Annotated in this window: 24 protein-coding genes; 14 read left to right on the top strand and 10 right to left on the bottom strand. The window is 74.2% G+C overall.

Translation table 11 applies throughout. The features are described from left to right. Window positions 1–146: 146 nt before the first annotated feature. The 7 genes from mtrA to secA all read left to right on the top strand — a co-directional run bounded on the left by mtrA (window position 147) and on the right by secA (window position 10,549). The gene (gene mtrA, locus HIR71_RS11330; protein ID WP_169325211.1) at window positions 147–830 is read left to right on the top strand and encodes an MtrAB system response regulator MtrA; all 684 of its coding nucleotides are present in this window, start codon (window positions 147–149) and stop codon (window positions 828–830) included. Continuing rightward, window positions 827–2,512 carry an MtrAB system histidine kinase MtrB gene (mtrB, locus tag HIR71_RS11335; protein ID WP_169325177.1) on the top strand — a complete coding sequence of 562 codons (1,686 nt, stop codon included), beginning with the start codon at window positions 827–829 and terminating at the stop codon, window positions 2,510–2,512. Before mtrA ends, mtrB begins: the two co-directional genes overlap by 4 nt. Continuing rightward, entirely contained in the window at window positions 2,509–4,239 is a 1,731-nt protein-coding gene (locus tag HIR71_RS11340) for an LpqB family beta-propeller domain-containing protein (protein WP_169325178.1), read from the top strand. The genes mtrB and HIR71_RS11340 overlap by 4 nt, the downstream gene beginning before the upstream one ends. Window positions 4,240–4,356: 117 nt before the next feature. After that, window positions 4,357–5,217: a ComF family protein gene (locus HIR71_RS11345; RefSeq protein WP_211374083.1), complete on the top strand. Its 861-nt coding sequence runs from the start codon at window positions 4,357–4,359 to the stop codon at window positions 5,215–5,217. A 145-nt stretch (window positions 5,218–5,362) separates the two neighbouring features. Then, window positions 5,363–6,022, top strand: a complete 660-nt coding sequence (hpf, locus tag HIR71_RS11350) for a ribosome hibernation-promoting factor, HPF/YfiA family (RefSeq protein ID WP_169325179.1) — start codon at window positions 5,363–5,365, stop codon at window positions 6,020–6,022. A 95-nt stretch (window positions 6,023–6,117) separates the two neighbouring features. Continuing rightward, window positions 6,118–7,434, top strand: a complete 1,317-nt coding sequence (locus HIR71_RS11355; RefSeq protein WP_169325180.1) for a winged helix-turn-helix domain-containing protein — start codon at window positions 6,118–6,120, stop codon at window positions 7,432–7,434. A gap of 145 nt (window positions 7,435–7,579) precedes the next feature. Then, complete coding sequence (secA, locus tag HIR71_RS11360; protein WP_169325181.1) at window positions 7,580–10,549, top strand: preprotein translocase subunit SecA; 2,970 nt, start codon at window positions 7,580–7,582, stop codon at window positions 10,547–10,549. A 3-nt stretch (window positions 10,550–10,552) separates the two neighbouring features. On the opposite strand, the gene HIR71_RS11365 is transcribed toward secA, so the two are convergent. Then, on the bottom strand, window positions 10,553–11,191 hold the full coding sequence (locus HIR71_RS11365) for an Rv3235 family protein (protein ID WP_169325182.1): 639 nt from the start codon (window positions 11,189–11,191) through the stop codon (window positions 10,553–10,555). Then, the gene (locus tag HIR71_RS16465) at window positions 11,188–11,946 is read right to left on the bottom strand and encodes a LysM peptidoglycan-binding domain-containing protein (protein WP_211374084.1); all 759 of its coding nucleotides are present in this window, start codon (window positions 11,944–11,946) and stop codon (window positions 11,188–11,190) included. The genes HIR71_RS11365 and HIR71_RS16465 overlap by 4 nt, the downstream gene beginning before the upstream one ends. Window positions 11,947–12,175: 229 nt before the next feature. Between HIR71_RS16465 and HIR71_RS11375 the strand changes: the two genes are divergently transcribed. Next, window positions 12,176–12,706: a hypothetical protein gene (locus HIR71_RS11375; RefSeq protein ID WP_169325183.1), complete on the top strand. Its 531-nt coding sequence runs from the start codon at window positions 12,176–12,178 to the stop codon at window positions 12,704–12,706. Window positions 12,707–12,729: 23 nt separating this feature from the next. On the opposite strand, the gene HIR71_RS11380 is transcribed toward HIR71_RS11375, so the two are convergent. After that, window positions 12,730–12,975, bottom strand: a complete 246-nt coding sequence (locus tag HIR71_RS11380; RefSeq protein WP_169325184.1) for a helix-turn-helix domain-containing protein — start codon at window positions 12,973–12,975, stop codon at window positions 12,730–12,732. Window positions 12,976–13,052: 77 nt separating this feature from the next. On the opposite strand from HIR71_RS11380, the gene HIR71_RS11385 reads away from it, so the two are divergent. Genes HIR71_RS11385 through HIR71_RS11395 form a run of 3 tightly spaced genes read left to right on the top strand, consistent with a single transcriptional unit; the run spans window position 13,053 to window position 15,756 of the window. Next, on the top strand, window positions 13,053–13,772 hold the full coding sequence (locus HIR71_RS11385; protein WP_249051791.1) for an SAF domain-containing protein: 720 nt from the start codon (window positions 13,053–13,055) through the stop codon (window positions 13,770–13,772). After that, window positions 13,769–15,193: a CpaE/TadZ family protein gene (locus HIR71_RS11390; protein WP_311836238.1), complete on the top strand. Its 1,425-nt coding sequence runs from the start codon at window positions 13,769–13,771 to the stop codon at window positions 15,191–15,193. The genes HIR71_RS11385 and HIR71_RS11390 overlap by 4 nt, the downstream gene beginning before the upstream one ends. A 17-nt stretch (window positions 15,194–15,210) precedes the next feature. Beyond that, on the top strand, window positions 15,211–15,756 hold the full coding sequence (locus HIR71_RS11395; RefSeq protein ID WP_311836239.1) for a DUF6912 family protein: 546 nt from the start codon (window positions 15,211–15,213) through the stop codon (window positions 15,754–15,756). A 9-nt stretch (window positions 15,757–15,765) separates the two neighbouring features. On the opposite strand, the gene hisN is transcribed toward HIR71_RS11395, so the two are convergent. The 5 genes from hisN to HIR71_RS11420 form a co-directional block, all read right to left on the bottom strand. Continuing rightward, window positions 15,766–16,566: a histidinol-phosphatase gene (gene hisN, locus HIR71_RS11400; protein ID WP_169325185.1), complete on the bottom strand. Its 801-nt coding sequence runs from the start codon at window positions 16,564–16,566 to the stop codon at window positions 15,766–15,768. A gap of 107 nt (window positions 16,567–16,673) precedes the next feature. Further along, window positions 16,674–17,777 carry a ribosome small subunit-dependent GTPase A gene (rsgA, locus tag HIR71_RS11405; protein WP_169325186.1) on the bottom strand — a complete coding sequence of 368 codons (1,104 nt, stop codon included), beginning with the start codon at window positions 17,775–17,777 and terminating at the stop codon, window positions 16,674–16,676. Window positions 17,778–17,820: 43 nt separating this feature from the next. Beyond that, window positions 17,821–19,125, bottom strand: a complete 1,305-nt coding sequence (aroA, locus tag HIR71_RS11410) for a 3-phosphoshikimate 1-carboxyvinyltransferase (protein ID WP_169325187.1) — start codon at window positions 19,123–19,125, stop codon at window positions 17,821–17,823. Between the two features lie 10 nt (window positions 19,126–19,135). Next, window positions 19,136–19,672, bottom strand: coding sequence for a DoxX family membrane protein (locus HIR71_RS11415; protein ID WP_169325188.1), 537 nt, complete (start codon window positions 19,670–19,672; stop codon window positions 19,136–19,138). A gap of 41 nt (window positions 19,673–19,713) precedes the next feature. After that, window positions 19,714–20,247, bottom strand: a complete 534-nt coding sequence (locus HIR71_RS11420; RefSeq protein ID WP_169325189.1) for a ferritin — start codon at window positions 20,245–20,247, stop codon at window positions 19,714–19,716. A 102-nt stretch (window positions 20,248–20,349) separates the two neighbouring features. On the opposite strand from HIR71_RS11420, the gene HIR71_RS11425 reads away from it, so the two are divergent. Next, complete coding sequence (locus HIR71_RS11425; RefSeq protein ID WP_472595097.1) at window positions 20,350–21,108, top strand: sigma-70 family RNA polymerase sigma factor; 759 nt, start codon at window positions 20,350–20,352, stop codon at window positions 21,106–21,108. Further along, window positions 21,105–21,377 carry a mycothiol system anti-sigma-R factor gene (gene rsrA, locus HIR71_RS11430; protein WP_169325190.1) on the top strand — a complete coding sequence of 91 codons (273 nt, stop codon included), beginning with the start codon at window positions 21,105–21,107 and terminating at the stop codon, window positions 21,375–21,377. Before HIR71_RS11425 ends, rsrA begins: the two co-directional genes overlap by 4 nt. Window positions 21,378–21,515: 138 nt before the next feature. On the opposite strand, the gene HIR71_RS17625 is transcribed toward rsrA, so the two are convergent. Then, the gene (locus HIR71_RS17625) at window positions 21,516–21,590 is read right to left on the bottom strand and encodes a 50S ribosomal protein bL37 (protein WP_396031511.1); all 75 of its coding nucleotides are present in this window, start codon (window positions 21,588–21,590) and stop codon (window positions 21,516–21,518) included. Between the two features lie 85 nt (window positions 21,591–21,675). Here HIR71_RS17625 and HIR71_RS11435 point away from each other — a divergent pair, with 85 nt between their 5' ends. Next, on the top strand, window positions 21,676–22,821 hold the full coding sequence (locus HIR71_RS11435; RefSeq protein WP_311836240.1) for a type IV pilus twitching motility protein PilT: 1,146 nt from the start codon (window positions 21,676–21,678) through the stop codon (window positions 22,819–22,821). Window positions 22,822–22,873: 52 nt separating this feature from the next. Here the strand turns inward: HIR71_RS11435 and HIR71_RS11440 are convergent, their stop codons facing one another. Continuing rightward, window positions 22,874–23,473: a GDSL-type esterase/lipase family protein gene (locus HIR71_RS11440; protein WP_169325192.1), complete on the bottom strand. Its 600-nt coding sequence runs from the start codon at window positions 23,471–23,473 to the stop codon at window positions 22,874–22,876. Window positions 23,474–23,561: the final 88 nt, after the last annotated feature.

The following is a 23,561-nucleotide window of genomic DNA, read 5'->3' on the forward strand; positions in this document are numbered from 1 at the left end:
GTTGACCAGGGAGCGCCACGGGCGCCGCCTGGCTCGCCCATCGTGCCACGGCGCGCTGACGCTCCGGTGCGGTCGGCGTCGTCCGGTGCGGCGATTCGCCCGGACGCGCGCACCCGGAGCCGGCGCAAGATGACACGATGACCCCCATGAAGGGTCGTGTGCTGGTCGTGGACGACGACGTCGCGCTGGCGGAGATGATCGGTATCGTGCTGCGGGCCGAGAACTTCGAGCCGTTGTTCTGCACGGACGGCGACCAGGCGCTGGCCGCGTTCCGGAGCACCCAGCCGGACCTGGTGCTGCTCGACCTGATGCTGCCAGGCAAGGACGGCACCGAGGTGTGCCGGCTGATCCGCGCTGAGTCGAACGTGCCGATCGTCATGCTGACCGCGAAGAGCGACATGGTCGACGTCGTGCTCGGCCTGGAGTCCGGGGCGGACGACTACATCTCCAAGCCGTTCAAGCCCAAGGAGCTCATCGCCCGCGTGCGTGCCCGGCTGCGCCGGAGCGAGGAGGCGACGCCCGAGCACCTGCGGATCGGCGACCTCGAGATCGACGTGGCGGGCCACCGGGTCACGCGCGCCGGTGCGCCGATCTCCCTGACGCCGCTCGAGTTCGACCTGCTGGTCGCGCTCGCCCGCAAGCCGTGGCAGGTGTTCACGCGCGAGGTCCTCCTCGAGCGCGTGTGGGGCTACCGGCACGCCGCCGACACGCGGCTCGTCAACGTCCACGTCCAGCGGCTGCGGTCCAAGATCGAGACGGACCCGGAGCGGCCCGAGATCGTCGTCACCGTGCGCGGCGTCGGGTACAAGGCGGGCGCGACACCGTCGTGAACCGGTTCTGGCGTCGCACCCGGATCCGCGTGCTCCGCCTCTCGCGGGCGGTCGTGCGCGGCTGGCGCTCGTCGCTCCAGGTCCGGGTGATCACGTCGACGCTGGTGATCGGCGTGGTCACCGTGGTGGTGCTCGGGTCGCTGCTGTCGGACCGGATCCGGGACGGCCTGTTCGAGCAGCGCCTCGAGGAGATCCTCGACGAGAGCGCCCGGTCGACCCGCCAGGCCCAGGACACGTTCGACGCGGCGCCGGCGAACACCCAGCTGCAGCAGCTCTTCGTGGATCTCGTCGAGGGCCTCCAGGTCGGCGGCACGGGGCAGCGCGACGTCGCGATCCAGCGTCCGCTCCGGCTGGACGCGTCCGTCACACCCGTCTTCGTGACTCTGCCCGCGTCGGACGAGCGGCTCGTTCCGCTGATCAGCCCCGAGCTCCGGCGCAGTGTCGGGGAGGGCGAGGGCCAGCGCTGGCAGTCGGTCGCGATCCCGGCCGGCAACCCGTCCGGGTCCTGGCACGACCCCGGCGTGATGGTGGGCTCGACGGTCACGGTGCCGGGCGCGGCGACGTACGAGCTCTACTACCTCTACTCGCTCGGCTCCGAGCAGGAGACCCTCGACCTGCTCCAGCGCACGCTCGCGAGCGGGGCGTTCGCGGTCGTCGCCGTGCTCGGCATCATGACGTGGCTCGTGACGCGCGAGACCGTGACGCCGGTGCGCAGCGCCGCCCGCGTCGCGGAACGGCTCGCCGACGGGCACCTCACCGAGCGCATGACCGTGCGGGGCGAGGACGAGATGGCCACGCTCGCCCGGTCGTTCAACGAGATGGCCGAGTCCCTCCAGGTCCAGATCCGTCGTCTCGAGGAGCTCTCGGCGCTCCAGCGCCGGTTCGTCTCGGACGTCTCGCACGAGCTGCGCACGCCGCTCACGACCATCCGGATGGCCGGCGAGGTGCTGCACGGGGCGCGCGACGACTTCGACCCGGCCGCGAGGCGCTCGGCCGAGCTGCTGATGATGCAGCTCGACCGGTTCGAGGACCTCCTGGCCGACCTGCTCGAGATCAGCCGGTTCGACGCCGGCGCCGCGACGCTCGACGCGGTCCAGCAGGACCTGCGCGAGGTCGTCACGGGCGCCGTCGACCAGGCACTCCCGCTCGCCGGCCGGAAGGGCACCTGGCTGCACGTCGCGCTCCCCGAGGCGCGCGCGACGGTCGAGATCGACCCCAGACGCGTCGAGCGGATCCTGCGCAACCTCCTCGTCAACGCGATCGAGCACGCGGAGGGCAGCGACGTCCAGGTGACGGTCGCCGCCGACCGGCAGGCGGTCGCCGTCACGGTCCGTGACCACGGGGTGGGGATGGACCAGGACGAGGCGGCCCACGTGTTCGACCGGTTCTGGCGCGCCGACCCGGCGCGCGCACGCACGATGGGCGGGACCGGCCTGGGGCTGGCGATCTCGCTCGAGGACGCGCGGCTGCACGGGGGGTGGCTCGAGGCGTGGGGGCGGCCCCGGCAGGGCGCCTGCTTCCGCCTGACCCTTCCGCGGCGGGCGGGGATCCAGCTGACGAGCTCGCCGCTGCCGCTCGTCCCGCCGCCCGACGAGCCCCCCGTCCCGGAGGTGCTGGCGGTGTACCGCTCGACCCCCGACCCGGCGTCGCTGCCCGACCTCGACCAGCTGGAGCACCGATGAGCCGCGCAAGCGCGGGCGCGTCCGGCCGACCGGGCGCGTCGACCCGTGCGCGACGTCGCGCCGTCGTCGGTCTCGTCGCGAGCGTGCTCGCGGTCGTGCTCGCGGGCTGCGTCGGGCTGCCGACCCGCGGGCCGGTGGGCGAGGGCGACGGCGCCGCGGACGAGCCCGGCACCGTGTTCCCCCTCGCGTACAGTCCTGCCGCCGACGCGCAGCCCGAGGAGATCGTCCAGGGCTTCCTGGCGGCGGGTGCGGCCGGGCTGGGCGACAACCACGCGGTTGCGCGCCAGTACCTCGCGGGGGTCGCGCGCACCGCCTGGCAGCCCAGCGAGGGCGTCGTCGTGTACTCGACCGCCGAGCCGCTCGACATCGATCGCGTCAACGAGACCCAGGTGAGCGTGACGCTGTCGGTCGCGGCCACGGTCGACGCCGACGGGCGCTACTCCGAGAGCCCGCCCGGGTCGCAGCAGGGCGTCGTGTTCGACGTCGTGCAGGACGACGCGGATCAGTGGCGGATCTCGGGCCTCGGTGACGGGGTGCTGCTCTCCGAGCCGATCTTCTACTCGGTCTACCGGCCGACGTCGCTCTACTTCCTGGCGCCCGCGCGCGACATGCTCGTGCCCGAGGTGCGCTGGTTCCCCCAGCGCAACGCCCCGACCTACGCGGTCCGGGCCCTGCTCGCGGGGCCGTCGACCTGGCTGCGGGACTCGGTCGCGACGGCGGTCCCCGAGGGCACGCGGCTGGCGGTCGAGTCGGTGCCGGTCGACGCCGAGGGCCGGGCCACCGTCGACCTCACCGCGGCCGTGGCCTCCGCCGGCGCGGCCGATCGCGCGCTGCTCAAGGCGCAGCTCGAGCACACGCTGGAACGCCTGCGGGTGAGCACGGTCGACGTGTCGATCGCGGGACTGCCCATGGTCGAGCCGCCGCCCGCCGAGGTCCAGAGCGACCCGTCCCCGGGCGGGCCGCTCCAGGCGCTCAGCGACGGGCAGCTCGTGCGGCTGACGGGCGGCTCACTGGAGCCGGTCGAGGCCGTCGGCCCGCTCGGGGGCCTGGACCCGCGCGACCCGGCCGCCGGGCTCGGCGGTGTGCCGCAGGTCCTGCTCGCGGGCCCCGACCGGCTCGTGCTCGCGCCGACGTCCGCCGAGCCGGCCCGGACGCTGCTCGGCGGGCGCTCGCTCCTCGCACCGTCGGTCGACCTGCACGGGTGGGTCTGGTCCGGGACGGCCGACTCCCCGGACAGCTTCACCGCCGTGCGCGCCGACGGCACCACGGTCGAGGTCGCCGTCGCCTGGCTCGACGGCCGCACCGTGCGGTCCGTCCGCGTCTCGCGCGACGGCACGCGGGTCGCGATCGTCTCGGCCGGGCCGGACGGCGCGACCGTCGACGTCGCGGGCGTGGTCCGCGGCGAGTCCGGCACGCCGCTGAGGGTCGGGGACCGCACGCGAGTCGGTGGGCGTCTGACCAACGCGACGCAGGCGGTCTGGGTCGACGAGTCCGACCTCGCCGTTCTCGGCGTGAGCGGCACGACCACCGGGCAGACGATGCACCTCGTGCCGCTCGCGGGGCGGACGCGCGCACTGCCCGCGCTCGAGGGGGCTGTCGCGATCGCGGCCGGGAAGGGTGAACGCGCGCTCTACGTCGGGACCGCGGACGGGACCCTCTACACCCTCCAGGGCACGAGCTGGGCCCAGGTCGCGACGGGCGTGACGGACCCCGCGTTCCCCGGCTGACCTCTCGCCCGCGGGTGCCTGCACGTCCGCGGGTCCCGGGACGTCCACAGGCACCGGCGTCCACAGGCGGGCAGGGGCCTCGCCACCCGGCGGCCCGCCGCGGTCCACGCTGGTCGGATGACCGGAGCCCGAACGACCAGGCTGCTGCTGCGTGACCTGGGCCGCCTCGTGGTGCCGGTCGCCTGCCCGGGATGCGGCGCCCTCGACGAGCCGCTCTGCGGCGCGTGCGGCGCGCTGCTCAGGGGTCCGGTGCGCCGGTGCGAGTGGTCCGCACCCCGGCTCGACCGCATGGACGGCAGCCCGCCCGTGCCTGTCTGGGCGATCGCCCCGTACGTCGGTCCGGTGCGGGCGATCGTGGTCGCGTGGAAGGAACGGGGTCGTGCGGACCTGACGCCGGCGGTCGTGGCGGCGTTCGGGGCCGGTGCCGCCCACGTGGCTCGCGTCGTGCGCGACACGGGGGACCGTTCGCTGCCGCTGCTGGTGGTCCCCGCGCCGTCGTCGGCGGCCGCGCGACGACGGCGCGGGGACGACCTGGTCGTGCGGCTCGCCCGCGCGGCTGTGGCGGCGTGCGCCGAGCAGGGGGTGCCGGCGCGCGTCGCGCCCGTGCTCGCCCAGCGGTGGGGCGTGCGCGACCAGGTCGGGCTCGGGGCGCGTGCGCGCGGACGGAACGTCGGGGACCGGGTCCGTTGGCGGACCGGCGCGACCCGTCCCGGCGCGGGCCAGTGGGCGCTGCTCGTCGACGACGTGCTCACCACGGGCGCGACGCTCGCCGCGTGCGAGCGTCTCGTCACGGGGTCCGGCGCGCTCGTCGTCGGTGCGATGACGCTCGCCGTCACCCCTCCGCCCGGCGCGAGACGGGGCGATCGGGACGGTCCGGGCGGCGCGTGGTCCGCGCGCCCCGACTGGGCCGAAGGTCCGATGGAGGCGCGATCGGAACGGGGTTACGGTGGAGCCGACGAGTCAGCACGGACCCCGTGACCGATGCCGAGGGCGGCGTCGTCATCGGTCCCCGTGCACGGGTCGCCGGAAGGAGGTGGTGTCGCCTTGCTCGCCCTTCGGGGCGTGAACAGCAGTGAGCCTGGCGGCCGGCACTCGAGCCGCCTCAAGACCTCCGGAGGTCCATATGGAGATCGTCCTCGTCGGCCGGCACGCAGAGCTGCCCGAGAAGTTCCGTCGGCACGTGGAGGAGAAGCTGGCGAAGGTCAGCCAGCTCGCCCCGTCGGCGCAGCGGATCGATGTCGAGGTGACCCACGAGAACAACCCGCGGCTCTCCGGGATCTCGGAACGCGTCGAGCTCACGGTGCGCGCCAAGGGTCCGGTCGTGCGTGCCGAGGCCTCGGCGGACGACCGGTACGCGGCGCTCGACCTCGCGACCACGAAGCTCCTGGAACGCCTGCGCCGTGCGCGCGACCGGCGCAAGGACCACCGCACGAACACCCCGCTCACCCCGGTCGACGTCCGTCCGCCCGCCCCGCCCGAGCCGGAGCCCGCCGCCCCTGCCCCGGGCGCCGTCGTCGAGCACACTCTCGGCGACTCCCCGGTCGTGATCCGCGAGAAGGTCCACGAGGCCGTGCCGATGACCGTCGACGACGCGCTGTACGAGATGGAGATGGTCGGGCACGACTTCTTCCTGTTCATCGACGCGGAGACCGCCCAGCCCTCCGTCGCCTACCGGCGGCACGGCTGGAGCTACGGCGTCATCAAGCTCGACAAGCCCGTCGCGAACGCGGCCACGGCCGCGGCGCAGAACGGTGGGCGCCAGGTGGACCGGGTCGCCGGCTGACCCGCTGAGTCCCGTCCGAGCGGTGCTCGGCCGCTGACAGGTCCGGCGACCGGGTGTCGCCGGGCGATGTCGGTGCGGGGCGGGAGGATGGGCGCATGCCCACCTCCCGCCCCGTCGACGTCCTCACGCTGCAGCAGGCCCGCCGCGTGGCGCTCGCCGCCCAGGGCCTCGACCGCCCGCGCCCCGCGCCCGGGGCGACGGTCACCCTGCGGCACCTGCAGCAGGTGGTCGACCGGATCGGCCTGCTCCAGATCGACTCGGTCAACGTCCTCGCGCGGGCGCACCTCATGCCGCTCTTCTCCCGGCTGGGGCCCTACGACCCGACCGTGCTCGACCGCGCGGCGGGCACGGCACCCCGCAGGCTCGTCGAGTACTGGGCGCACATGGCGTCGTACGTCCCGCCCGAGACGTACCGCCTGCTCGAGTGGCGTCAACGCCGGTACCGCACGGAGGCGTGGGGCTCGCTCAGCGGCGCGGAGCTCGCCCACTCGACCGTGATCGCGGAGATCCGCGAGCTCATCGCGCGGCAGGGGCCCATGACGGCGAGCCAGGTGCACCTGCACCACGAGGCGGACCACCCGCGCACGCGCACCGAGTGGGGCTGGAACTGGACCGTCGCCAAGCGCGCCCTCGAGTTCCTCTTCTTCACCGGCGAGGTCACGTCCGCCCGCCGGAACGCGGCGTTCGAACGCTGCTACGACCTGACGGAGCGCGTGCTGCCGCCGGTGGTCCTCGCGGCACCGCCCGTCGCGGACGACGACGCGATCCGGGCGCTCGTCGAGATCTCCGCCCGTGCGCACGGCCTCGGCAGCCTGCGCTGCCTCGCGGACTACTTCCGGCTGCGTCCCGAGCCGACCCGCAAAGCCGTCGCGGAGCTCGTCGAGGACGGTGTGCTGCTCCCGGTCCAGGTTCGGGGGTGGGACCGGTCCGTCTTCCTCCACCGGGACGCGCGCCGGCCGCGCCGGGTCCACGCTCGGGCGCTGCTCAGCCCCTTCGACCCGGTGGTCTTCGAGCGAAGGAGGCTCGAGGAGCTGTTCGGCATGCGGTACCGGATCGAGATCTACGTGCCGGCGCCGAAGCGTGTGCACGGCTACTACGTGCTGCCGTTCCTGCTGGGGGACCGGTTCGCGGCGCGCGTCGACCTCAAGGCGGACCGCGCGCGGGGGGTGCTGCGGGTGCTGGCGGCGTTCCGGGAGCAGGGCGCACCGCCCGAGACCGCCGCCGAGCTCGCCGCGGAGCTCGAGGCGTTGGCCGGGTGGCTCGGGCTCGACGGCGTCGAGGTGGCCGAGCGCGCGGACGCCGACCTGAGCACGGCGCTCGCCGCGGAGCTGCGCGTCCGGACCGGGCCGTCCGGGAGAAGCCTCGTGGCGGTCGCGAGCCGGATCGACGAGATCCGCGAGCCGGAGGGCTGATCCGGCGTCGGCCCTCACCTACGATGGGAGGGCTGTCCGGCGTCGGGCGCGTGGATCCATGCCCACCGACGCCCGACTCGTCGAGCAAGAACCGAGCTCCGTCCGGCCGACCGGCGGCGGATGTCGACCACCATGGGAGTGACGCGTGCCTGCGATCCTCGAGAAGGTCCTGCGCTTCGGAGAGGGCCGGATCCTCAAGAAGCTGTCAGGCGTCGCCCAGCAGGTGAACGCCCTCGAGGACAGCTTCACGTCGTTGTCCGACGCCGAGCTCCGCGAGGAGACCGATCGGTTCAAGGCACGCCTGGCTGACGGCGAGACGCTCGACGACGTCCTCCCGGAGGCGTTCGCCGCGGTCCGCGAGGCCGCCAGGCGCACGCTCGGGCAGCGGCACTTCGACGTCCAGCTCATGGGTGGCGCCGCCCTGCACCTCGGCAACATCGCCGAGATGAAGACCGGTGAGGGCAAGACCCTCGTCGCGACGCTGCCCGCCTACCTCAACGCCCTGAGCGGCGACGGGGTGCACGTCGTCACGGTCAACGACTACCTCGCGAGCTACCAGTCCGAGCTCATGGGCCGCGTCTTCCGTTTCCTCGGGCTGAGCAGCGGCGTCATCCTGTCGGGCCAGACCCCGGCGGAGCGCCGCGAGCAGTACGCCGCGGACATCACCTACGGGACGAACAACGAGTTCGGCTTCGACTACCTGCGCGACAACATGGCGTGGACCACCGACGAGCTCGTCCAGCGCGGGCACAGCTTCGCGATCGTCGACGAGGTGGACTCGATCCTCATCGACGAGGCCCGCACGCCGCTCATCATCTCGGGCCCCTCGTCGGGCGACGCGAACCGGTGGTACGCCGAGTTCGCGAAGGTGGTGCGCCGGCTCCAGCCCGAGCGTGACTACGAGGTGGACGAGAAGAAGCGCACGGTCGGCGTGCTCGAGCCGGGCATCGAGCGGGTCGAGGACTACCTCGGCATCGAGAACCTCTACGAGTCCCTGAACACGCCCCTGATCGGGTTCCTCAACAACGCCATCAAGGCGAAGGAGCTCTTCAAGCGCGACAAGGACTACGTCGTCATGAACGGCGAGGTGCTCATCGTGGACGAGCACACCGGCCGCATGCTGCCCGGACGTCGCTACAACGAGGGCATGCACCAGGCCATCGAGGCCAAGGAGGGCGTGGCGATCAAGGCGGAGAACCAGACGCTCGCCACGATCACGCTCCAGAATTACTTCCGGCTGTACACGAAGCTCGCCGGCATGACGGGTACGGCCGACACCGAGGCAGCCGAGTTCCAGGGCACCTACAAGCTCGGCGTCGTCCCCATCCCGACCAACAAGCCGATGCGCCGCATCGACCAGGGCGACTTCGTCTACAAGAACGAGGACGGCAAGTTCGACGCCGTCGTCGCCGACATCGTCGAGCGTCACGCGGCGGGCCAGCCGGTGCTGGTCGGCACCGTCAGCGTCGAGAAGAGCGAGCTCCTGTCGAGCAAGCTCAAGAAGCACGGGGTGCCGCACGAGGTGCTCAACGCGAAGCAGCACGCGCGCGAGGCCTCGATCGTCGCGCAGGCCGGCCGCAAGGGCGCCGTGACGGTCGCGACGAACATGGCCGGGCGCGGGACGGACATCATGCTCGGTGGCAACGCCGAGTTCATGGCGGTCGCCGAGCTCGCCGCGCGGGGCCTGGACCCCGCCGAGCAGCCCGAGGACTACGAGGCCGCGTGGCCCGACGCCCTCGCGAAGGCGAAGGAGGCCGTGGCGGCCGAGCACGAGGAGGTCGTCGAGCTCGGCGGCCTGTACGTGCTCGGCACGGAGCGGCACGAGTCCCGCCGCATCGACAACCAGCTGCGTGGTCGGTCCGGGCGTCAGGGCGACCCGGGGGAGTCCCGGTTCTACCTCTCGCTGCAGGACGACCTCATGCGGCTCTTCAACTCGCAGCTCGCCGAGTCGATGATGACGCGCGCCGGGTTCCCGGACGACCTGCCGCTCGAGTCGAAGATGGTCACGCGCGGCATCCAGAGCGCGCAGTCGCAGGTCGAGGCGCGAAACTTCGAGATCCGCAAGAACGTCCTCAAGTACGACGACGTCCTGTCACGCCAGCGCTCGGTGATCTACGCCGAGCGCCGACGGGTGCTCGAGGGCGAGGACATGGCCGACCAGATCCAGCACTTCGTCCGGGACGTGCTCACGGCGTACGTGTCGGGCGCGACTGCCGAGGGCAACCCCGAGACCTGGGACCTCGAGGCGCTGTGGACCGCACTCAAGGCCGTGTACCCGATCTCGATCACGCCGGAGGAGGTCGTGGAGCAGGCCGGCGGTCCGACGAGACTCTCGGCCGAGCTCATCACGACCGAGGTGCTCAGCGACGCGGAGCACGCCTACGCCGCGCGCGAGGAGCACATCACCAGCGACAACATGCGCCAGCTCGAGCGCCGCGTCGTGCTCAGCGTGCTCGACCGGAAGTGGCGCGAGCACCTCTACGAGATGGACTACCTCAAGGAGGGCATCGGGCTGCGCGCGATGGCTCAGCGAGACCCGCTCATCGAGTACCAGCGCGAGGGCTTCCAGCTGTTCGGCGCGATGACCGAGGCCATCAAGGAGGAGTCGGTCGCGTACCTGTTCAACCTCGAGGTCAAGGTCGCCGAGCCCGAGGCCGAGGGGCCGGCGGTCACGGCCGAGTCGGCAGCGCAGACCGCGCTCGGTACGGGGGCGGCAGCCACCCGGCTGCGCGGCGTCGGTCCGGACGGGACGACGCCGAGCGCGCCTGCCGCCGACGACGCCGAGGACGCGGCAACGGCCCCCGATGCCGCGGCCGCGCCGTCGGGCCGACGTGCTGCGCCGACGCTCATCGCCAAGGGCCTCGACGGTCCCGAGCAGCGGACCCCGCTGCAGTACTCGGCGCCGAGCGTCGACGGCGACGCCGGCACCTCCGTGCGCACCGTGGCCCCGGACGGCCGGACCGCCGAGGTCCGGCGGAGCGCCGGTGCGCGGGGCGGGTCGAGCACGGGCGGTGCGCTCGCGACCGGTCCGGCGGACGGAGGCGACGCAGGCGCTGGCGCGGTCAACCGGGAGGAGCGCCGCAAGGCCGAGCGGCAGGCGCGCAAGAAGCGCTGAACGTCAGCCGATCTCGAGGGCCGTCGCGCGCCACTGACCGCGTCGGCCCTCGAGCCGGACGGCGACGGCGCGGACCCGCGGCCCGTCGTCGACGACGACGGTCGCCTCGGCCGCCGTCGCGCCGATCCGGCACAGACGGACGCGCCGGATGGACGTCGGGTGCGCGCTCGTCGAGCGGCCCAGGACGCGTTGGGTGAGCTGGGACCTGACGGCGAGCTGGTCGTAGACCTCGGTCGTGACCCAGCGCGTCAGCTGCGCCAGCGGCCGCGCGCCGCGCAGCGCCTCGACCGCGGCCAGGACCATCGCGCAGCACAGCGGAGTCGGGTCGGGGAGCGGGCGGTCGCCCGACTCCGCAGGCAGCTCGCGCGTCGGACGCCCGGGGCCGTCGACGCGTAGCGTCCCCGCCTCCCGCGGCGGTCCGGCGTCGGCGGGCGCGGACGGCGTCACGGCTCGCGGCTCCACGAGCGGGGCGAGGCGAGCCCGCGCCGATCCGGCCGACGTCACGGCCCGAGGAGCGCCGGCGGGTGCCGCGGGTCGGACCGACGTGAGCTCGCACGCGTCGGGGTCGACGGTCGCCCCTGTCGGCCCAGGGCCCCCGCCGCGGGCGACCTGCGGCTCGTCCGCGACGGTGGCGGCGCTCATGAGACCGCGCCGCTCGTCGTGTCGTGGGCGGGCGGGCTGAGGACGGCGCCGGGGCGGATGACGTCGGGATCGGCGCCGATAAGCTGCCGGTTCGTCTCGTACCACTGCGGCCACGTCGCGGCGACCTGCGCGTCGGTCGCGTCGGGCGGCAGGTGGCGCGCCGCGATCGACCACAGGCTGTCGCCTGGCTGCACCGTCACGGCTGGCGCCGGTGCTGGAGCCGGTGCTGGAGCCGGTGCTGGTCGTGGTGCTGGAGCCGCTGCAGGTGCGGTGAGGGCGGCCGGCTGTGTCGAGACCTGCGCCGGCGCGGGGGCGTTCGCCACCGTCCCCGAGGCGACCGGGCTCTGCGCGTGGGCCGCGACTTCGGCGGACTGCGTCGTCGACCACCCGAGGTCGCTCGGTGGTGGTGTGGTGGACGCCCCCGCAGGCACGGCGATCGAGGCCAGTCCCACGCCCGTGCCCACGGCGAGGGCGAGGCCGCGCCGGACGACCCGAGGCGCGTGCCGCGCCACGAAGCGCTCGCCGGCCGCCCAGGTCCGCCCGGCTGCGCGCGTCCCGGCGCAGGCCAACGCGACGACGAGGTGCAGCGCGAGCCACCACGCCACGAGTGCGCCGAACCCGACGATCGCGGGCTCGACCACCTCGTCGACCCGCGTGACGACCTGCTGACGCGCGAGCACCAGGTGGTCCACGCGGACCGTGAGCGCGACGGCTGCCGCCAGCGCCGCCGTCGCGCCCGTGGTGAGGGCCAGCACCGAGACCCCTGTGCCGGCCCGGCGGGGTCTCGTGGGCCCGACGGGCGCCACAGCTGTGCCGCGGTGGTGGGACGAGCTCCGACGAAGTTCCATGCGGATGCCTCCGGACGACCGAGTTGGATCAAAGGCAGGGGCGTTTGATCGCGTTTGATGTTCCTAGGTGTACCGGGTTCGTCCGTTCTTGTCCATGGCGGCCCGCTATCCGGTCGGCCACCTCTACCGTGGGCAGATGCGATGGGAGGCCCTGTTCGCCGACATGGAGGCGCAGCTCGAGGCGGCGCGCGTCGCCGAGCTCGCGGTCGACGTGGCCGAGCTGACCCGCGCCGAGCGGGCCACGGTGCGGCTCGGCGGGCGCCTCCGGGCGACGCGGGGGAGCGCGGTGACGTTCACCCTGAGGGGCAACGAGACCGTGACGGGCACGCTGGTCGAGGTCGCGGACGAGTGGGTGCTGGTCAGCGAGGGGATCCGGCGCGCGCTCGTGCCGATCGCCGCCGTCACCGCGGTCCGTGGGATGGCCGCGGGCGCTGCACCGGAGTCAGGCGGGGTCGTCCGCCGGCTCGGTCTCGCTCACGCCCTGCGTGCCGTGGCCCGGGACCGTGCCAGCGTCCGGGTCAGCACAGACGGCGGCGAGCTCGCGGGCCGCATCGACGCGGTCGGTGCGGACCACGCAGACCTCGCCGCGGGCGTCGACGGGCGCCGAGCCGACGGAGCGGTGTGGACCGTCCCGTTCGGCGCGATCCGGGTCGTCCGCTCGGGCTGAGCGGCAACGGCCCGCTGCGGCGCTCAGTCCCTGGTGACGCCGTGCCAGTCAGCCGCCGAGGACCCGGCGTCCGCCTCGATGCGGGCCCGGGTCTGGGCGTACATCCGTTCGATGTAGGCCTCGAGCTCCTTGGCCTCGACGCGCCACTGGGCGCGCCCACCGATCTGGATCGCCGGCAGCTCGCCCGTGCGGACGAGCGCGTAGGCCTGCGCCGCCGAGATGTTGAGCACCTCGGTCACGTCGGCGAGGGTGAGGAACCGCGAGGACATGCCTGCAGTCTGGCACGCAGGTCGGGACGCTCCGAAGTTCTCCACAGACTGCCTGCGGCACGGCACGTCGATCCCCCATGATGAGCACTCGCAAGCCGTTCTCGACACGAGCAGGGGAGCAGTCGCACGTGGACACGATGGTGCTCGACCCGGTCAGTCCGGTCGCCGCCCGGCTGCGCCGGCCCACGTGGCGCGACCCCCGGCTCCTCGTCGGCCTCGTGATGATCGCCGGCTCGGTCGCGCTCGGCGCGTGGGCGGTCACGTCGGCCCAGGCGAGCGAACCGGTGTACGTCGCGCGGACGACCCTCCCGCCCGGCACGCCGATCGCGGCGGACCAGCTCGCCGTCGTGCAGGTCCGGCTCGAGGACGACCAGGCGGCCCGGTACCTCCCGGCGACCGAGCGGGCCCCGGAGGGGCTCGTCGCGCTCCGGACGGTGGGCGAGGGCGAGCTCGTCGCGCTGTCCGCGGTCGGGGACGCCGCGACGCTCGAGACGCGCCCGGTCCCGGTGACCGTGGCCGACGCCCCGCCCGCAGGGGTGGTCGAGGGTGCGCTGGTCGACCTCTGGCTCTCCCCGGAGGCCACCGGCACCGGCAGCACGGTCCCCGAGCAGCTGGCCACGAGCCTCGAGGTGGCCGAGGTCAACCGGCCCACCGGTGCCTTCGCCGCGGGAGGCGGGACGACCGTGCACGTCCTGGTCCCGATCACCACGCTCCCGGACGTCCTGAGCGCCACCGCGGGCGACGGCACGGTGCAGCTGGTCCTCGTGCCCGGCTCGGGACGGGCGCCCGGCAGGTGAGCATCGGGGTGCTGTGCGCCGTGCGCGGCGCGGGCGAGTCCGCCGTCGTCACGGCCCTGGACGCATCGGGTCGCCGCGTCACGGTCGAGCGCCGGTGCGCCGACCTGGCCGAGGTCCTCGCGGCGGCCGGCGCGGGCGTCGGGAGCGTCGCGATCGTGTCCGCCGACCTGCCGCACCTCGACCGCGAGGCGGTGGCGCAGCTGCACGCCGCCCGGGTCCGCGTGCTCGCCCTCGCGCCGACGAGCGGTGAGCACGGTCGCCGGATGGAGGCGCTCGGCGTCGACGTCGTGCTCGACGCCGCGGTCGACGCCGCTCGGCTGGTCGAGGCGGTCGTCGGGCTCGCGCAGGCGCCCGAGCTCGAGCGCGCCGCGGTGGACGACGTCGTCGGGCCGTGGGGCGTCGTGCAGCGCGAGGACGTCGAGGCGGAGCCCGGGCCGCCGGCCGGTCCGCCAGGCCACGTGGTCGCCGTCTGGGGCCCGACGGGCGCACCCGGCCGGACCACGCTCGCCGTCAACCTGGCAGCCGAGCTCGCCGCGCTCGCAGCACGGCCGGTGCCGCTGGGAGCCGACGCGCTGCTGGGCGGTCGGCCCGGGGACGACGACGCGGACGTCCGGGCGGCCGCCACCGGGCCGCGCGGCGCGCTCCTCGTCGACGCCGACTCCTACGGCGGCGCCGTCGCGCAGGTCGTGGGACTGCTCGACGAGACACCGGCCCTCGCGGCAGCGGCGCGCGCGGCCGGCCAGGGTGCCCTGGACCTGATGGGGCTGGCCCGCCTCACACCGCTCCTCACGCCGGACCTCCGCGTCCTCACGGGCATCGCGCGGCCCGACCGGTGGCCCGAGCTGCCCGCCTCGTCGCTCGAGGTGGTGTGGGGTCTGGCCCGGCAGCTCTCGGCGTGGACGGTGATCGACTGCGGCTTCTGCCTCGAGCAGGACGAGGTGCTCAGCTACGACACGCGCGCGCCCAGACGCAACGCCGCGACCCTGTCGGCGCTCGAGGCGGCCGACGTCGTCGTCGTCGTGGGCAACGGCGACCCGGTCGGCGTCCAGCGGCTCGTGCGCGGGCTCGGGGAGCTCGACGGGGTCGGCGTGCCGGTGACCGCGCGCCGGGTGGTCGTCGTCAACCGCGTCCGAGCCTCGGCTGCCGGGCCGCGGCCGGGGGAGGCCATCAGCCGGTCCCTCGCGCGCTTCGCCGGCGTGGACGCGCCGCTGCTGGTCCCGGACGACCGTGTGGGGGTCGACGCCGCGCTCCTGCAGGGTGCGACGCTCCGTGAGGCGTCCCCGGGATCTCCGGCGCGCGCCGCCATCGTGGACATCGCCCAGACCCTCGTCGGACTCCTCGGCAAGCGACCCTCGGCGTCGGCGTCGGCATCGGCATCGGCATCGGCACGCCGCGCGGTCAGGCTCGGCGCGCGCGCGTGACAGGGCAGACTGAACATGTGCGCATCTACCTCCCGGCGACCCTCCTCGACCTCGCGGACCTCGCGGACCTCGCGGCGGGCACCGGCGCGAGCGGCGACGTCGGCGGCGGAGCAGTCGGCGGCGCCGGTGCCGATGCCAGTCATGAGCGACCCGACGCCCTGCCCGCACCGCGCCGCGCCCATGCCGTGACGGCCGCGCTGCGTGCGATGTTCCCGGACGAGGACGACGAGGGGCTCGAGTACGCGGCCCAGCTGGCCGCTGCCGACGACTCGCTCGAGCTGGTCGCAGGGTCGCCCGAGGCGCCGCGGCTGCGGCTCGTGCTCACCGCGGACGTCGGCGAGCACGACACCGCCGTGGTGGCGGACGACGACGCCGCACCGAGCGCGGTCGAGGTCACCGCCGCGATCCCGTGGGATGCCGTCGCGTGCGCGCACGTCGACGAGCCCGCCGCCGCGGGCGACGTCGCGGCGGCGCTTGCCGGGGATCCCGACGCCGTCGAGCGCCTCGACGAGCGCGACCTCCTCTGGTACGACGCCACCGAGCTCCGCAGCATCCCGCGCTGAGGCGGCGGCTCAGCCGTCGAGCGGGTCGAGCACCTGCAGGGCCGCGTCGTGGAGCAGCCCGTTCGACACGAGGGCCGAGCCGCCGAACGGCCCCGGCACTCCCTTGACGGACGTGAAGCGACCGCCCGCCTCGGTGACGATCGGCACGAGCGCCGCCATGTCGTGGAGCGCGAGCTCCGGTTCGCACGAGAGGTCCACGGCGCCCTCCGCGACCATGACGTGCGACCAGAAGTCGCCGTAGGCCCGGGTCCGCCAGACCCTGCGGGTCAGGTCGAGGAAGTGGTCCAGCCGGCCCCGCTCCTCCCAGCCCGACAGGCTCGAGTACGACAACGACGCGTCCTCGAGCCGACCGACGCCCGACACGTGCAGCCGGGTCGCGGCCGACAGCGACTTGCCCGACCAGGCGCCGGACCCCGTCGCAGCCCACCACCGCCGACCGAGCGCCGGCGCGCTCACGACCCCCAGCACCGGCTGGCCCGCGTCGATCAGCGCGATCAGCGTCGCCCACACCGGCACTCCGCGCACGAAGTTCTTCGTCCCGTCGATCGGGTCGATCACCCACTGGCGGGGTCCGTGCCCGGTGTCGGGCAGCTCCTCGCCGTGCACGGCGTCACGGGGCCGGGTGCGCGCGAGCTGCCCGCGCACGATCTCCTCGGCCGTCCGGTCCGCGTCGGAGACGGGCGTGGTGTCCGGCTTGGTCTCGACCCGCAGGTCCTGGGCCTTGAACCGGGACATCGTGAGGGAGTCGACCTGGTCGGCGATCACGTGCGCCAGGCGCAGGTCGTCGTCGTAGCCCGTGCGGAAGGTCATGGTGGTCACCGTACCGATGTGCCGCCCACCTGCGCGGACGCACCGCCGACCGGCCCCCGGACGCACCGCCGGCCGGCCCCACGGACGGGACGACGGCCCGGATCCGGTCAGCGGGAGTCGCGCTCGGTGCCCTCGCCCGACGCCAGGGCCCCGGTCCGGCTCGCGAGCAGCCGGCGGAACGACTCGAGGCGCGCGGCCCGCGCGGCCTCGGTCTGTGCCTCCGGCGCGTCCGAGACCCAGTCGTCGAGCGCGCAGTCCGGGGCGTCGTCGGCGTGCGTGCAGCCGCGAGGGCACTCCCGCGCGACGGCGGCGAGATCCGCGAACGGCGCGAGGAGGTGCTCGACCTGGACGTGCGCGAGACCGAACGAGCGCACGCCCGGGGTGTCGATCACCCAGCCCGACGCGAGCGGCGCGGTCGCGCGGTCCGGCGCGGGGATCGCCGGGAGCCGCAGCGCGATCGCCGAGCTCGACGTGTGGCGACCGCGTCCGGTGACGTCGTTCACGACGCCGACGGCGCGGAAGGCGTCCGGCACGAGGGCGTTGACGAGCGTCGACTTGCCCACACCGGAGTGGCCGACGAGCACCGAGACCCGCCCGGCCACCGCGCGTCGGACGTCGTCGAGGCCCTCGACGGCGCCGGCGGGTCCGCGTCGCGTGACCACCACCGAGACGCCGATCGGCGCGTACATCGCGATGAGCTCGGCGGGGTCGGCGAGGTCCGCCTTGGTCAGGCACAGCAGGACGTCCATGCCGGCGTCGTACCCCGCGACCACGCAGCGGTCGATCATCCGCGTCCGCGGCTCGGGATCCGCGAGGGCCGTCACGATGACGAGCTGGTCCGCGTTCGCGACGATGATGCGCTCGACCGGGTCGGTGTCGTCGGCCGTGCGACGCAGCACCGTCGAGCGCTCGTCGATCCGGACGATCCGCGCGAGCGAGCCCGGGTCGCCTGAGGCGTCGCCCACGACGTCGACCCGATCGCCCGGGACGACGCGGTCGCGGCCGAGCTCGCGCGCCTTCATCGCGACCGCCCGGTGCTCGTCGGGGCCGTCGGGGTCGACCAGCAGCGTGTAGCGACCGCGGTCGACCCCCGTCACGAGAGCGCTCACGGCGTCCGCGTGGTCGGGGCGTTGCTTGGTGCGTGGGCGGCTGCCGCGCGGGTTCGGCCGCAGCCGCACGTCGGACTCGTCGAACGGCCGCCGCGGGCTCATCGAGGTCCTCGGCGGCGACCGTCGCGTGGTCCGCGCACAGGGCTCACCCCAGCATCCCGTGCCACATGCCGACGAAGTCGGGCAGCGTCTTGGCGGTCGTGGCGACGTCCTCGACCCGGAGCCCGGGTACCCGCAGGCCGAGGATCGCCCCGGCCGTGGCCATCCGGTGGTCGTGGTACGTCCGCACGGTGCCCGCGTGCAGCGGCCGGGGCGTGATGACGAGCCCGTCCGACGTCTGCTCGGCCTGGCCGCCCAGCCGCGTGATCTCGGTCGCGAGCGCCGCGAGACGGTCCGTCTCGTGACCGCGCAGGTGCGCGATGCCACGCAGCCTGGTGGGGGAGTCCGCCAGCGCCGCGAGCGCGGCGATCGTCGGCGCGAGCTCGCCCGCCTCGTGGAGATCGAGGTCGAGCCCGTGCACGACGCCGGTGCCCGAGACCGCGAGGACGTCGCCGTCCAGCGTCGTGGTCGCGCCCATCCGCTCGAGGATCCCGGCCAGGAGGGCTCCCGGCTGGGTGGTGGACGCGGGCCAGCCGGGGACCCGGACCGTGCCGCCCACCACGAGCGCCGCGGCGAGGAACGGCCCGGCGTTGGACAGGTCCGGCTCGACCCGGACGTCCCGCGCCCGGATCGGGCCGGGCTCGACGCGCCAGATGGTGGGCCGCGAGTCGTCGACCTCGACGCCCGCCTCCCGCAGGACCTGCACCGTCATGTCGATGTGGGGCAGGCTCGGGAGCGTCGCCCCGGTGTGCCGGAGGGTGAGCCCCTGCTCGAACCGGGCTGCAGCGAGCAGCAGGCCCGAGACGAACTGGCTCGAGCCCGAGGCGTCGACGTCGACCTGGCCGCCGCGCACCGCGCCGCGGCCCGCCACGGTGAACGGGAGGTACCCGCCCGGCGCCTGCTCCGGGATGCCGACGCCGAGCGCGGCCAGCGCGGTCAGCACCGGAGCCATCGGCCGTGCGCGGGCGCCCTCGTCGCCGTCGAACCGGACGGGACCGTCGGCGAGTGCCGCGACGGCGGGCAGGAACCGCATCACGGTGCCGGCGAGCCCGCAGTCGATCGTCGCCGGTCCGCGCAGCGTCCCGGGCGTGACCCGCCAGTCGGACGGGACGTCGTCGGCCGGCTCGATCGCGACCCCGAGCGCGGCGAGCGCCTCGGCCATCAGTACCGTGTCGCGCGAGCGGAGCGCGCCGCGCAGGCGTCCCGGGCCGTCCGCGAGCGAGGCCAGGACGAGGTAGCGGTTGGTCAGCGACTTGGAGCCCGGCACCTCGACCGTCGCGTCGAGCGGTCCCGCGGCGGCGGGCGCCGGCCAGGCGGCGTCGTCGGGCAGGGCTGCGGCCGAGGAGGTCATGCCGTCCAGGCTAACGGTGCGTCACGACGCCCTTCGCGTGCGCCGCCGCGCCCTTGGCGTGGCCGGCCGCACCCGTCAGCGCGGCACCGCTGCGCGTCGCGACCCGCTCGCGCGCCTTCGCGACCCGCCAGGACAGGCCCGGCCGGCCCTCGAGGTCCACGCCCGCGATCACCGCGGCACCGGTGAACGCCAGCGCGCGCACGAACCGCTCCTTGCGTGCCTTCTTCTGCTCGGGCGTGGGGTGCCCGAGCGGCAGGTTCGCCACCGCCAGGGGGACGGTCAGGCCCGCGAGGACGAGCGCGGCCGTGCGCGGCGCCCGGCCGACGGCGAGCGCCATGCCGGCGAGCGCGGTCAGCACGCCGTGCACCTGGACGATCGTGCGCAGCTGCCCGTCGGTCGGACGAGGCACGCTCGTCACGCGACCGAGGACGGCGTCGACCGTCGGGCGGACGAGGTCGACGTGCGACCCCGGCGCACGCGCGGCGTCGATCCCCTCCGTGACGAACCAGCTGGCGAGCATCGGTCGGGCGATCCGGCGGAGCAGCATGGCATTTCCCCTCGGTGGGTGCGGTACGGGTCGGACGGCCGTCAGATGGCCCCGCCGGCGGCAGCGGGCGCGTCGGCGGACTCGCCGGCGTCACCGATCTGCTCGCGGGCGACGTAGTTCTCGAGGTCGAACAGGTTGGCGCCCGCGCGCTCGGCGACGGTGAGGAGGGTCGTGGCGGACGCGACCTCCTCGACCTGCTCCTTGAGGAACCAGAGCATGAACTGCTCGCCGAGCGGGTCGCCCTCGCTGCGCGCGGCGTGGAAGATCGCCTCGATCTGCCGGGTGACCTGCCTCTCCTGCTCGAGCGCGAGCGAGATGGGGCCGACGACGTCGGTGAAGTCGTTGCGCACCGGGCTGCCGGCCGGGATGGAGACGGGCAGGTCACGGTCGAGCATGTACTGGACGAGCATCATGGCGTGGTTCCGCTCCTCGACCGCCTGCCGGTAGTAGTGGCGGGCGAGCTGCGGCAGGTCCTGGGAGTCGAACCAGACGGCGATGGCGACGTACTGCTGGTGCGCGTCGAACTCGTGCCCGACCTGCTCGCGGAGCAGCTGGAGAAATCTGGGTGCGGTCATACCGGCACGCTAGTGGTTCCCGTACGTCCGGGCAGGCCGACGCCGTCGCGGGCCCAGGCGTGGTCCGGGAATGCCCCTCGGGCAGTCACCGTTGAACGACGCATGACCACCTCCGTCGTGCCGCCGCAGCGCGTCGCCGAGCCGTGGGCGTCCGCCGTCGCGGGCAGGGCGGCTCCCGTGCTGGTCGGCATGGCCCCGTGGGGCGCCCCTCCGATCGGCGCAGGACTAGGCTCGGCCTCGATGACCGAGGACACGCACCGGGCCCCCGAGGCCGAGGACTCCGCCGCGCGCGCGGAACGGTTCGAGGAAGAGGCTCTGCCTTACCTGGACCAGCTGTACGCGGCCGCCCTGCGCATGACGCGCAACCCGACGGACGCCGAGGACCTGGTGCAGGAGGCGTTCGCCAAGGCGTTCGCGGCCTTCCACCAGTACCGGCCGGGCACCAACCTCAAGGCGTGGCTCTACCGGATCCTCACCAACACGTTCATCAACACCTACCGCAAGAAGCAGCGCGAGCCGCTGCGCTCGTCGGCCGAGGACATCCAGGACTGGCAGATCGCCCGGGCGGAGTCCCACACGTCGACGGGCCTGCGCTCGGCCGAGGCCGAGGCGCTCGACCACCTGCCCGACTCGGACGTCAAGGACGCCCTCCAGCAGATCCCCGAGGACTTCCGCATCGCGGTGTACCTCGCGGACGTGGAGGGGTTCGCCTACAAGGAGATCGCGGAGATCATGGGGACGCCGATCGGCACCGTGATGTCCCGGCTGCACCGAGGCCGACATCAGCTCCGTGAGCTGCTGAGCGACTACGCGCGGGGGCGTGGTCTCGTCGGAGCAGGCGGGAAGGAGAGCGGGACATGACGGCGGATCAGGCGGGGCGAAGCGATCGTGCCGAGTGTGCGGAGGCTCTCGAGAAGCTGTCCGAGTTCCTCGACCAGGAGCTCGACGAGTCCGCGGGCGACCGCATCCGCGAGCACCTCGCGGACTGCGAGCCGTGCCTGGCGGAGTACGACGTCGAGGACCACATCAAGAAGCTCGTGAAGCGGTCGTGCTCGGAGAAGGCGCCGCTCGAGCTGCAGGCACGGATCCGGACGCAGCTCACGATCCTGCGTACGCAGCTACCCGGGTGACTCCGGGAGCCGGCCACGGTGCCGGCGCGACCGCGCGGACGCGGGTCGCAGGACGGACGAAGGGCCCCGGTGCGGATGCTCCGGGGCCCTTCGTCGTCTGCTGACCAGCCGCTCTCACGGCCGAGCGGTTCGCACCGCTCAGGCGTTGGGCCGGTTCCCGTGGTTGGCGCTGCTGCCCTTGCGGGCACGACGCTTGCGTCCACGCTTGCTCATGGTGTCTCCTTCGCGGGTCGACCTCGCCCCGCGCGGGGACTCGGCAGGGTTCGTCGGTTCCGCCATGATCCCACACGCCTCCGCCGTGATCCCACACACCCGGGTGGTTAAGTTCCGTGCGGACCCCGCCGATGTTCTCGGGGTGACCGATGAACTGCTCTCCGTCGTCCCGCTCCTGCACGCGCTCGCCAGCTCCGGCGGGTCGGACCTGCACGTCAAGGTGGGTTCGCCCCCCCGCGTGCGCGTCGACGGTCGGCTGCGCCGGCTCCAGGTCCGTGACCTGCGGCCGGCGGACACCCAGCACATGGTCAACGAGGTCATCCCGGCGGACCTGGTCGACACGTTCGGCACGAGCCACGAGGCGGACTTCGCCTTCTCGCTCTCGGGCGTGGGCCGGTTCCGCGTCAACGCCTACCAGGCGCGCGGCACGTTCGGTCTCGTCTTCCGTCGCGTCGCGGTCGGCGCGCAGCCTCTTGCGGAGCTCGGGATCCCCGAGGTGGTCGGCGAGCTCGCGCTCGAGCCGCGCGGCCTGGTCCTGGTGACGGGGCCGACGGGCTCGGGGAAGACGACGACGCTCGCCTCGATGGTCGACCTCATCAACACGTACCGCGAGGTCAACATCGTGACGATCGAGGACCCGATCGAGGTGCTGCACCACGACAAGAAGGCGATCGTCTCGCAGCGTGAGGTCCGCCAGGACACCGTGGACTTCCAGACCGCCCTGCGCGCGGCGATGAGGCAGGACCCCGATGTCATCCTCGTCGGCGAGATGCGGGACACGGAGACCGTGCGGGCCGCGCTGTCGGCCGCGGAGACCGGTCACCTCGTCCTCTCGACGCTCCACACGATCGACGCGGGGGAGACCATCAACCGCATCGTCGACTTCTTCCCGCCGCACGAGCAGAAGCAGGTGCGCACCGCGCTCTCGCAGGCGCTGCGCGGGATCGTCTCGCAGCGGCTCGTCCGCAAGGCCGACGGCTCGGGGCGCCAGGCTGCCGTGGAGGTCATGGTCAACACCGGTCGCACGGCCGAGGCCATCGTCGAGCCCGCCGACGCCCCGCCGCTGATCGACCTCATCCGCGAGGGCGCGTACTACAAGATGCAGACCTTCGACCAGCACCTGTTCGAGCTGGTCCGCGACGGGCAGGTCACGTACGACGAGGCGTGCACGGTCGCGTCCAACCCGCAGGACCTCACGGTCGAGCTGCGCGGCGCGGGCCTGGTCGCGTAGCAGCACGGTCTGGTCGCGTAGCAGCGCGGTCTGGTCGCGTAGCCGCGCGGGCTCAGCCGACGTCGTCGGGCAGCCCCAGCCAGGCGTGCCAGCCGGTGTGCAGCACGAGCCACGCCATCATCCCGTAGCCGGCCTGCCCGGGCAGGACGCCGTCGCCGGCCGCGAGGTCGCCCAGCCACTGCTCGTGCGTCGCGAGCGGGGTGTACGTGTCGACGAACGGCACGCCGCGTCGCGTCGCGACGTCACCGAAGGCCGCGGACAGCTCGCCGAGGCGCTCGGTCTGGTCGTAGCGCCCGGGCGGCGGGCCGACGACGAACGTCGGGATCCGGCGGGACTCCGCGACGTCGAGCACGTTGGCGAGGTTGAGCCGGCTCCGCGCGAGCGAGACACCGCCGTCGAGGTCGCGCCGCCCGAGCCCGACGACGAGACGGTTGTCGGTCTCCGGCGTGAACCGCCGCGCCGTCTCCTCGTCCCAGCGGGCGCCGAGGGCCGTCGTCGTCTCGCCCGGGACCGCGAGGGTGATCACCGTGAGGGGCGGCGTCGTCCGGGTGCGCGCGGCGACGCGGCCGACCCAGCCGAGCCCGCGCGGGTCACCCGCTCCGGCTACGAGCTCGTCGCCGATCACCGCAAGCCGCAGCGGCAGCTCCCCCACGCCTCTCACCCCAGTCCGTCGCCCGTCCGGCGGCCGCGGCGCGGCGCCTCGCACAGTCTCGCGTGCCGGCGGGCGTCAGCGGGAGCCG

This window comes from Cellulomonas fimi (assembly GCF_012952065.1).
Lineage (GTDB): Bacteria > Actinomycetota > Actinomycetes > Actinomycetales > Cellulomonadaceae > Pengzhenrongella > Pengzhenrongella fimi_A.